At 66.4% G+C, this 9527-nt stretch carries 9 protein-coding genes; 6 read left to right on the forward strand and 3 right to left on the reverse strand.

Annotated elements, in window-relative coordinates:
* Positions 1 to 213: hypothetical protein (locus tag AC1D0P_RS16580; RefSeq protein WP_477677751.1), on the forward strand; the 213-nt coding region annotated here is incomplete at its 5' end.
* Positions 214 to 231: 18 nt separating this feature from the next.
* A complete protein-coding gene (locus tag AC1D0P_RS16585; RefSeq protein WP_477677752.1) occupies positions 232 to 1053 on the forward strand; it encodes an NUDIX hydrolase in 822 nt (273 codons plus the stop codon).
* A gap of 18 nt (positions 1054 to 1071) precedes the next feature.
* On the opposite strand, the gene AC1D0P_RS16590 is transcribed toward AC1D0P_RS16585, so the two are convergent.
* From AC1D0P_RS16590 to AC1D0P_RS16600, 3 genes are read right to left on the reverse strand one after another with little or no spacing between them, the layout of a single operon-like run.
* Positions 1072 to 2730 (reverse strand): Na/Pi cotransporter family protein, encoded by a 1659-nt coding sequence (locus AC1D0P_RS16590; protein ID WP_477677753.1) that lies wholly within the window; start codon positions 2728 to 2730, stop codon positions 1072 to 1074.
* Entirely contained in the window at positions 2727 to 3935 is a 1209-nt protein-coding gene (locus AC1D0P_RS16595; RefSeq protein WP_477677754.1) for an AGE family epimerase/isomerase, read from the reverse strand. Before AC1D0P_RS16595 ends, AC1D0P_RS16590 begins: the two co-directional genes overlap by 4 nt.
* Positions 3935 to 4792, reverse strand: a complete 858-nt coding sequence (locus tag AC1D0P_RS16600; protein ID WP_477677755.1) for a hypothetical protein — start codon at positions 4790 to 4792, stop codon at positions 3935 to 3937. The genes AC1D0P_RS16595 and AC1D0P_RS16600 overlap by 1 nt, the downstream gene beginning before the upstream one ends.
* Before the next feature lie 133 nt (positions 4793 to 4925).
* Here AC1D0P_RS16600 and AC1D0P_RS16605 point away from each other — a divergent pair, with 133 nt between their 5' ends.
* The 4 genes from AC1D0P_RS16605 to AC1D0P_RS16620 all read left to right on the forward strand — a co-directional run bounded on the left by AC1D0P_RS16605 (position 4926) and on the right by AC1D0P_RS16620 (position 9501).
* Positions 4926 to 5972, forward strand: coding sequence for a sugar-binding transcriptional regulator (locus AC1D0P_RS16605; RefSeq protein WP_477677756.1), 1047 nt, complete (start codon positions 4926 to 4928; stop codon positions 5970 to 5972).
* 187 nt (positions 5973 to 6159) lie between these two features.
* Positions 6160 to 7488, forward strand: coding sequence for an NAD(P)H-dependent oxidoreductase (locus AC1D0P_RS16610; protein WP_477677757.1), 1329 nt, complete (start codon positions 6160 to 6162; stop codon positions 7486 to 7488).
* Complete coding sequence (locus AC1D0P_RS16615) at positions 7485 to 8510, forward strand: thiamine pyrophosphate-dependent dehydrogenase E1 component subunit alpha (RefSeq protein ID WP_477677758.1); 1026 nt, start codon at positions 7485 to 7487, stop codon at positions 8508 to 8510. Before AC1D0P_RS16610 ends, AC1D0P_RS16615 begins: the two co-directional genes overlap by 4 nt.
* A complete protein-coding gene (locus AC1D0P_RS16620) occupies positions 8503 to 9501 on the forward strand; it encodes an alpha-ketoacid dehydrogenase subunit beta (protein WP_477677759.1) in 999 nt (332 codons plus the stop codon). Before AC1D0P_RS16615 ends, AC1D0P_RS16620 begins: the two co-directional genes overlap by 8 nt.
* Positions 9502 to 9527 lie beyond the last annotated feature (26 nt).

A 9527-nucleotide genomic window follows, 5' to 3' on the forward strand; every position in this document is an offset into this window, starting at 1 on the left:
CATGCCCATTACCGTGCCTCGCTCTTCGGCACTCAATTGTCGATATGTTCTTGTCATGCAACTCCTCTTGGATTGGAAGTGTTGCACTTGGTCCTTGAATCCGCCGTGACTTTCTTTTGGCGAAGCAAAAGAAAGTTACTTGCTGCCGGCAACCCCGGCCAGCAGAACCAAACAGAGAAAACCCCACATCGCAAGCCCACCGAAGTAAACTAAAACCCAACCCCAAGAACCATGACAACCCCCCCTTACGACCCGCAATGGTTGCGCGAGCTCCGCGCAGGTGCAACCGTACCCCCGCTGCGCCCACGCGTCCCGTTGTGGGCCGGCGAATCCATGATCGGCTCAGTAGAGCCTGGTTTCTTCCACAAGCTGACCCTCCACACCATGACCGACGGAGACCACCCGTTGCTCAAGGAAGAGCGTCCCGGAACCCTGGGCTGGCGCGTGATGGGGGACGTCACGACCAGCCTGAACAAGATCGCGGTCGCGCTGCATGAGGCGGGCCTGGCCGGCGCCTGGCGTGACGAGCAGCTCGCGGTGCCAGACCAGTTCGGCCATCGCAAGGGCACGGTGGAGCGCGCGGCGGTGCGGCCGCTGGGCATCACCACGCTGGCGGTGCACCTGGTGGGGCAGTCGCCGGACGGGCGCTTCTGGGTGCAGCAGCGGGCTTTCAATAAATCCAACGACCCGGGCCTGTGGGACACGCTGATGGGCGGCATGGTGTCGGCGGTCGACACGGTGGAAACCGCGCTGGTGCGCGAGACCTGGGAAGAAGCCGGCCTGCACACGGCCCAACTGCAGGCCATGCGCTACGGCGGGCGCCTGGCGACGCGGCGGCCGGCCACGGACGGTAACGGCGCGGGTTATGTGGTGGAGGACATCGACTGGTATGTCTGCACCGTGCCCGAGGGCATGGCGCCGGACAACCAGGACGGCGAGGTCGAGCAGTTCCGCCTGATGGAGGCCGGAGACTTGCTCGAGGCCCTGCAGCGCGGCGAGTTCACGACCGAAGCGGCGCTGATTCTTTCAGACGCCATGGGCCTCACGGCCTGAACCTCAGAACTGGTCCTCTCAGACCTGGTCTGTGAGGGCGGAAGCACGCAGCCGGTTGGGCGCAAGCGCGCCGGCCGAGTCGAGGATCGGGTAGGCGATCGAGCAGATGTGCGAGTTGATGCGCTTGAGTTCGCTGATCAGGTCGATGTGCAGCGAACTGGTTTCCAGGCTTTGCACTGTGTTGGCCGACAGCCGGCCCAGGTGGGTGGTGGCGTAGGCGCGCTCCAGGTCGCGGAAACGGGCTTTTTCCTCGAGCAGTTTTTGCGCGTCGCGCACCGTGCCGTTGAGGAACACGCTCATGCCCAGGCGCAGGTTGTCTACCAGGCGCTCGTGCAGCTCGACGATCTCGGCCATGCCGGCTTCCGAGAAACTGCGGCCCGGCTTGATCTTCTTGTCTTCGATGTCGATCAGCACGCGCTCGATGATGTCGCCGATCTGCTCCATGTTGATGGTGAAGCTGATGATGTCGGTCCAGCGGCGGCTTTCTTCCTCGGCCAGCGCCTCGCGCGAGATCTTGGTCAGGTAGTACTTGATCGATGAATACAGCTCGTCGACGGCGTCGTCCATCTTGCGCAGGTCTTCGGCCAGCTTGAGGTCGTTGTTGCGTATGACCTGCAGCACGCCCAGCAGCATGCTTTCCACCACGTCGGCCTGGTGCAGCGCCTCGCGCGCGGCGCAGGAGATCGCCAGCGAGGGCGTGGCCAGGGCCGAAGGGTCCAGGTGTTGGGGCCGGCCGCCGGCCTTGTTCTTTTCGGGTTTGGGCAGCAGTTTTTCAACCCAGCGCGCGATCACCTGCGTCCAGCCTATGAAGACCGCGCCCACCAGCATGTTGAAGGCCAGGTGGAACAACACGACCACGGTGGCCGCCTCACCCAGGTAGGGCCGCACATGGCGCAGCCACAGGCCGATCAGGGGCGCGGCGATCACGATGCCCAGCAGCTTGAACAGCAGGTTGCCCAGGGGCACCTGCCGCACTTCCACGGGTGAGCGCAGTGTGGTCAGCACGGCCAGCAGGCCGCTGCCGAGGTTGGCGCCCAGCACCAGGCCCAGCGCGACGTCGATGGGGATCACGCCCGAGGCGGCCAGCGTGGCCGTGAGCAGCACGATGGCCAGGCTGGAATACGACACCACGGCCAGGAAGGCGCCGGCGGTGATCTCTAGCAGCAGGTCGCTGCTCAGCGAGGCCAGCAGGGCCTTGACGGCCGGCGCCTGCGTGAGGACTTCGGTGGAGGCCGTGACGAGGCGCAGCGCCAGCAGCATCAGGCCCAGGCCTATCAGCACGCGGCCCACGCGGCCGACGTTGGTGTCCTGGCGCGAGATGAACAGCACCACGCCGACAAAGATGAAGAGCGGCGACAGCCAGGACAGGTCGAAGGAGAACACCACGGCCATCAGGCTGGTGCCCACGTCCGCGCCCAGCATGACGGCCAGCGCCAGCGGCAGGGTGACCAGGCCCTGGCCGACGAAGGAGGAGACGATCAGCGAGGTGGCGGTGCTGGACTGCACCAGCGCCGTGACGCCTATGCCCGAGACCGCGGCGGCAAGCCGGTTGCTGATGCTGACGGCCAGCACCTGGCGCAGGTTGGCGCCGAAGACGCGCAGGATGCCGGTGCGTACCAGGTGGGTTCCCCAGACCAGCAGCGCGATGGCCGCCAGGAGATTCAACAAATGCTTCATGCGGTGATTGTCCGTTCTACAGGGCCCGGGCGATGTGCCGCAGGTGTCAGGGGAGGCAGGGGCGTCAACAGGCTTTCGAGGCCGGTCATCAGGTGGTAAAGCGAGGAGGCCGGCGAGGGCGCGAGGTCGAAGCCGCCGTCTTCCCGCTGCCATTCATGCCAGAGGCCGGGCACGCCGGTGGCGAGGAAACGCATCAAGCCGGAATAACTGCCGGCCGCGGCGGCCTGCAAAGCCCSGGCCCCGGCCGTGTTGGTCATGCCTTGCGTGGCGAACAGCAGCGAGGTTCGCAGCCTTTCGGTCTGCGCCCACAGCCGCGCCCGGCGGTCCGTGGCGTCGCCGGCTTCGTTGACGGCAAACAGCGCGACCTGCCGGGTGGCATCGATGCCGAAAGCGCGGCCGAAGTTTTCGAGTGCGATGGCTTCGTGGCGTGCTTCAATGCCCAGCAAAGCTTCGGCCTGTAGCAGCAGGTAAGCCCATTCGAACTGGTGGCCGGGCTCGTACATGCGCTCACGGGGCTCGCCCAGCGGGGCCCAGCCGGCCGTGAAGAGTTCACCGACCGCGCCGTTGGCGGGGTTGATCAATCGTGTGGTGGCCAACTGGCACAGCGTCAGGGCCGCCGCGCGGAACCCGCCCTCAACCCCCAGGGTCACCCAGGCCAGCAGGGCTTCGAGCAGGTGCATGAGCGGGTTGGATTTGAGGATGGGCTGATGCGGCAAGCCGTCGTAATAGCCGCCGCCCTCATGCGCCAGCGCGGCTTCAATCTGCCGCAGCAGGGCTTGCGCGGTGTCCAGCAATTCCGGCGGCCGGCCTTCGGCTTCATAGGCATGCGCCAGCGCGAACAGCACAAAAGCCTGGTCGTAGAGGTCCACGCTTTCGTCGGTGGTGTCCAGCGTGCTGCGGAACAGGCCGTCGGGCCGGGGATAACGCGACAGCATGAAAGACAGGCCGTGCCGCATGGCCGCCTGCCAGGGGCCGGTCCAGCCGAGGGCGCCGGCGCGGGCATAGACATAGGTCTGCCGCGCCTGCACCCGCACGCGCACCGGCTTGCCGATGGGCCGGCCGTCCTGGCCCAGCTTTTCATGGAAGCCGCCTCCCTCGTGGTCCGCGCCGCGCTCCCACCACAGGGGCAGGGCAGACTCAAACAGCCAGTGTTTTGCGTGTCGGCGTGTGTCGGCAAGAAAAGAAGGGAAGGACTCTGGGGGCATCAAGCGTGGCGGAATAAAAAAGCGAGTTCTACGGTCAGGTGCTGGTCGTCGGGCTGCTGCAGCGCGGCCTCCAGCAGCGGCAGGCGCGCGGTGACGAGCTGCCCGGCTAGGCGCAGGCGCTCGCCGACGTCGGGGGTGGGATTGTCGCCGCTTTTCGCGAGGCCGACGGCGACCACGACCGTGAGCAGTTCGGGCAGAGCCGTGGATGCTTCGGGCTGCTGCGCCGGCTGGCCGGCCCAGGGCGGCAAGCTGGCGTCGCGCACCGGACGCGCCGCGGCGAGTGCCCGCAGCACGGCAGCGCACAGCGCGGCGTGGTCGCGCGGCGAGGCTTTGGCCTCCTGCGCGCGGGCGATCAGGCCGGCATGCTGCTCCAGCACCTGCCAGAAAGCCTCGTCAATCGCCTGCTGGCGCGCGATCAGCGCGCTGCCGGCCTTGCCGGCCAGGGCGTGGCGCAACAGCCAGTAAAAGGCATTGGTGAAATGCTGCGACGGATTTTTCGGGTCGCTTTGCTGCAGGAAGTAGTCGGCCATCGGCTGCAGTTCAAAGTGCAGGGTGCGGTAGGCGGCGTCCGGCAACACCGCGACGGCCGCGGCTTGCTGCGCGACCTGCAGCGTGGAGAAGGTGGCCTGGGCCGTCGAGTCGATCAGGTGGTGCAGCTTGTGCAGCGTGCCGGCCTCGTTGCGCGGCTCGGCCTGCTTGACCAGGCTGCTGCCGACATCCTGCAGCAGCCAGTGCGCACCGCGCTGCAGGTTGAAGCCGAAGGTGCGCAGTTCGTCCTTGAGCGCCAGCTGCACGGCGGTGCGCGTCGGCTGGACGCTGCGGGCCGGGCGGGCGGTGGGCAATATGTTGTGTGTCATGAAAATCCCATCAATGGTTTACGTTAGCATGACAGCCGGACGGAGAGGGCCTGAAGCCTGATTTTGCACCCCAAACCGGCCTAAATTGACCAAATTGGCCAAATCGGTCACTTCCCCAGAATCAGGAGCCGCCTTGCCCAAACCCGCGAAAAACCCAGCCGAAGGCAAAGCCGCCGCGCAGCCGCAAACCGCCGCGGCCGAAGCGGACGCGCCGCTCGCGGGCGCGGGGCCCAGCCAGCGCAACAAGCGCATGCGCCTGCGCGTGGCCTGGATGTATTTTGTCGAGGAGATGACGCAAAACGAAATCGCGCAGCGCCTGGGCATAGGCCGGGTCACCGTGGTGCGGCTGCTGTCCGACCTGCGCGAGCGCAACGAGATCAAGTTCAGCATCGAAACCGGCGTGCCCGAATGCATCGCGCTGGAGCGCGAGCTCGAAAAACTCTTCGGCCTGGGCGAGGCGGTGGTGGCGCCGGTGTCGGATGCCGACGTCGATGCTACCGTTCCCATCGCCGCGGCTACCGGCCAGTACATGGCCGGCTTGCTGCGCCCCGGCATGCGCATAGGCCTGGGCTGGGGGCGCACGCTGCATGAATCGCTGCGTTTCATGAGCGAGGCGCCGGTTGCCGACCTCGGCGTGATCTCACTGCTGGGCGGCATCACCAAGGTCAGGCGCTTCAACCCTTCCGAGTTCGCCTGGCGGTTTTCCAGCCTGTTCCAGGCCGAGTGTTACCTGATGACGGCGCCCGCCGTCGTCGATTCGCCGCAGACGCGGCAGACGCTCATCGACCATTGCGGCCTGGGCGAGGTCTTCGACAACGCCAAATTGCTGGACGCCGTGCTGGTGAGCGTCGGCGACGTGTCGCCCGAAGGCACGGCCTACCGCTACGGCGTGATGCCCGAAGAGCTGCGCCGCCGCGTCGTGAAAATGGGTGCGGTTGGCGATCTGCTGTTCCACTATTACGACCGCAAGGGCGAACTCATCAATGACCCTGTCCAGGGCCGCGTGATGTCGGTGCCCGTCGAGACGCTCAAGGCCGTGCCGCAGCGCATCCTGGCCTCGGGCAGCGTCGGCAAGGCCGAGGCCCTGCTGGGCGCCCTGCGCCTGATCAAGCCCACCACCCTGATCACCGATGAACACGCCGCGCGCGCGCTGATCAAGCTTGCCGGCCAGGCCGGCTGAAGCGCCGGCCCAAGCCTTTCCCACCTCTCGGGGATTACCCCTAAATCGCGGCTGATTCGACATCGGCCGGTGGTTTCTGCTTGCGCTCATGATGTACATAAGTATAAGATTAAGATCAAATGTACACAAGCGCGGAGTTTGAGCCGGCGCCGTACCGGTCTTTCAAATCGACGAAATGGGGTGTTGGATGAATGGTTTTACGCCCAGCGGCCTGGCCGCTGACCTGCTCAGGCTCGAGGCTTCGGGCAAACCGGTGCGCATAGGCCTGATCGGCTCGGGAATGATGGGCACCGACATCGTGACCCAGGTGCTGCAGATGCGCGGCATCGTCGTCGCGGCGATTGCCGACATCAACGTGCCGGCCGCCGTCGCCGCGCTGGCCTCGGCCGGCCACAACGCCGACGCGCACCGCGTCGTCAACACGGCCAGCGCGCTGGAGCAGGCGATACGGGATCGCCGCATCGCCATCACGCAGGACGCGCAGCTGGTCTGCGCCTGCGGCCTGATCGACGTGGTCGTCGACGCCACCGGCAAACCCGCCGTCGGCGCGCAGATCGGCCTGACCGCCATGGAGCACGGCAAACACCTGGTGATGATGAACGTCGAGGCCGACGTCACCATAGGCGCCTACCTCAAGCACGAGGCCGACCGCCTGGGCGTGATCTATTCGCTGGGCGCGGGCGACGAGCCCAGCGCGGCCATCGAGTTGATCAACTTCGTCTCGGCGCTGGGCTACCCGGTGATCGCCGCCGGCAAGGGCAAGAACAACCCGCTCAACGTCGACGCGACGCCTGACGACTACACCGAGGAAGCCCTGGGCAAGGGGCTGAACCCGCGCATGCTGGTCGAGTTCGTCGACGGCTCCAAGACCGCCGTCGAGATGTCGGCGATCGCCAACGCGACCGGCCTGGTGCCCGACATCGCCGGCATGCACGGCCCCAATGCCTCGCTGGAAGACCTGCACAAGGTGCTGTGCCCGGTCGCCGACGGCGGCATCCTCACGCGCAAGGGCGTGGTCGACTACACCGTCGGCAAGGGCGTGGCGCCCGGTGTGTTTGTGGTCGCCGAGATGGCGCACCCGCGGCTGCGCGAGCGCATGGACTACCTCAAGCTGGGCACCGGCCCTTACTACACCTTCTACCGCCCTTACCACCTGTGCAGCCTGGAAGTGCCGCTGACCTGCGCGCGCGCCGTGCTCTATGGCCGCGCCGACATGGCGCCGCTGCCCAGGCCCACGGCCGAAGTCTGCGCGCTGGCCAAGTGCGACCTGAAACCCGGCGACCGGCTGGACGCGATCGGCGAATACACCTACCGCGCCTGGGCCATGGCGGCCGGTGACGCGCGCGCGAAGAACGCCGTGCCCTGCGGCCTGATCGAGCGCGGCACGGTGACGGCGCACATCCACAAGGGCGAGCTGCTGACCTACGCGAATGTCGCGGTCGACCCGGGCTCGCGCATCGTCGAGCTGCGCCGGCGCCAGGACGAGCTGGTCTACGGCGTGCTGGAGCACGCATGAACGCCGTGCTCAAACCCACCGCCCCCCAGGCCTACACCCGCCTGGGCAAGGCGGCCCTGCACAAGGCCTTGCGCCAGATGGTGCTGATTCGCCGCTTTGAGGAAGGCGCCGAACAGGCCTATATGCGCGGCCTGGTGCACGGCACCATGCACTTGTCGATAGGGCAAGAGGCCAGCGCCGTCGGCGTCGGCATCAACCTGGGCGCGGCGGACTGCATCACCTCCACGCACCGCGGCCACGGCCACTGCATTGCCAAAGGCGCGGAGCCCAAATACATGTTCGCCGAATTTTTCGGCAAGGACACCGGCTACTGCCGCGGCCGCGGCGGCTCCATGCACATCGCCGACGTGGCGGGCGGCAACCTGGGCGCCAATGGCATCGTGGGCGGCGGCATCCCGATCGCTGTCGGCGCCGCGCTGGCGCTCAAGCAGATGAAAAAGCCCAACGTGGTGGTCTGCTTCTTCGGCGACGGCGCCAACAACGAAGGCGCTTTTCACGAAGGCCTGAACATGGCGGCGATCTGGAAGCTGCCCGTGGTCTTTGTCTGCGAGAACAACAAGTACGGCATGTCGACCTCGACCGAGCGTTCCACCGCCGTGAAAAAAATCGCCACGCGCGCGCTGGCCTACGACATGCCCGGGCTCACGATCGACGGCAACAGCTTTGCCGACGTCGCCGAAGCGGCGCACGCGGCGATTGAACGCGCACGCGCCGGCGGCGGCCCGGCCCTGATCGAATGCCTGACCTACCGGCACCGCGGCCATTCCAAAAGCGACCGCAACCGCTACCGCACCAAGGAAGAAATCGAGTCCTGGGTCGAACGCGACCCCATCGTGCTGTTCGAGCAGGACTTGCTGAAGCACGGAATGATTGAACAGGATGAAGTGGATGCGCTGGTGAAAAGCGTGGAACAGGAAATCGAAGACGCGGTGACGTTCGCCAAGGACAGCCCGGCGCCCGACATCGCCAGCCTGACGGATTTTGTCTATGCCGCACCCGTGGCGGAGACCGTCCATGGCTGAAGCGTTGCGTGAACTGACTTATTCGCAGGCTATCCAGGAAGCGCTGGGCATCGCGATGGAGCGCGACGAGCGCGTCTTCCTGATGGGCGAGGACATCGGCGTCTACGGCGGCGCCTTTCAGGTCACCGGCGATTTGGTGCAGCGCTTCGGCGAGGAGCGCGTGATGGACACGCCGATCTCCGAACTCGGCGGCGCGGGCGTCGCGGTGGGCGCGGCCCTGATGGGGCGCCGGCCGGTCTATGAATTCCAGTTTTCCGACTTCGCCTCGCTGGCGATGGAGCAGATAGTCAACCAGGCCGCCAAGATGCGTTTCATGCTGGGCGGCAAGGCTTCGGTGCCGCTGGTCATGCGTTTCCCCAGTGGTTCAGGCACCGGCGCCGCGGCCCAGCACAGCCAGAGCCTGGAAGCCTGGTTTGCCCACGTGCCCGGCCTCAAGGTGGTGCAGCCCTCGACGCCGCACGACGCCAAGGGCATGCTGCTGGCCGCCATCGAAGACCCGGACCCGGTGATGTTCTTCGAGCACAAGCTGCTCTACAAGATGAAGGGCCCTGTCCCCGAAGGCTATTACACCGAGCCCTTGCACGAGGCTCGCGTGCGCCGCGAAGGCACCGACGTCACCATCGCCGCGACCGCCATCATGGTGCACCGCGCACTGGAGGCCGCCGAGCTGCTCGCGGCCCAGGGCATTTCGGCCGAGGTGGTGGATTTGCGTTCGCTGCGGCCGCTGGATCATTCCACCCTGATCAGGAGCGTGAGCAAGACCACGCGCCTGGTCTGTGTCTACGAAGGCACCAAGCAGCTGGGAATAGGCGCCGAGGTCAGCGCGATGATCGCCGAGAGCGCGGCCTTCGACCGGCTGGACGCGCCCATCATCCGGCTGGGTGGCGCCGACTGCCCCTTGCCCTACAACCCCGAACTCGAAAAAGCCGCGGTGCCCCAGGTGCCCGACATTGTCGCGGCGGTAAAACGTTCATTGTTGGTGAGGGCCTGAACATGGCGGTGGAACTGATACTGCCG

This window comes from Polaromonas sp. P1_G2, assembly GCF_056405515.1.

Bases quoted from the DNA above. Each gene is read 5' to 3' on its own strand.
- AC1D0P_RS16585 (WP_477677752.1), top strand. From the start codon at position 232: ATGACAACCCCCCCTTACGACCCGCAATGGTTGCGCGAGCTCCGCGCA.
- AC1D0P_RS16590 (WP_477677753.1), bottom strand. From the start codon at position 2,730: ATGAAGCATTTGTTGAATCTCCTGGCGGCCATCGCGCTGCTGGTCTGG.
- AC1D0P_RS16600 (WP_477677755.1), bottom strand. From the start codon at position 4,792: ATGACACACAACATATTGCCCACCGCCCGCCCGGCCCGCAGCGTCCAG.
- AC1D0P_RS16610 (WP_477677757.1), top strand. From the start codon at position 6,160: ATGAATGGTTTTACGCCCAGCGGCCTGGCCGCTGACCTGCTCAGGCTC.
- AC1D0P_RS16615 (WP_477677758.1), top strand. From the start codon at position 7,485: ATGAACGCCGTGCTCAAACCCACCGCCCCCCAGGCCTACACCCGCCTG.
- AC1D0P_RS16620 (WP_477677759.1), top strand. From the start codon at position 8,503: ATGGCTGAAGCGTTGCGTGAACTGACTTATTCGCAGGCTATCCAGGAA.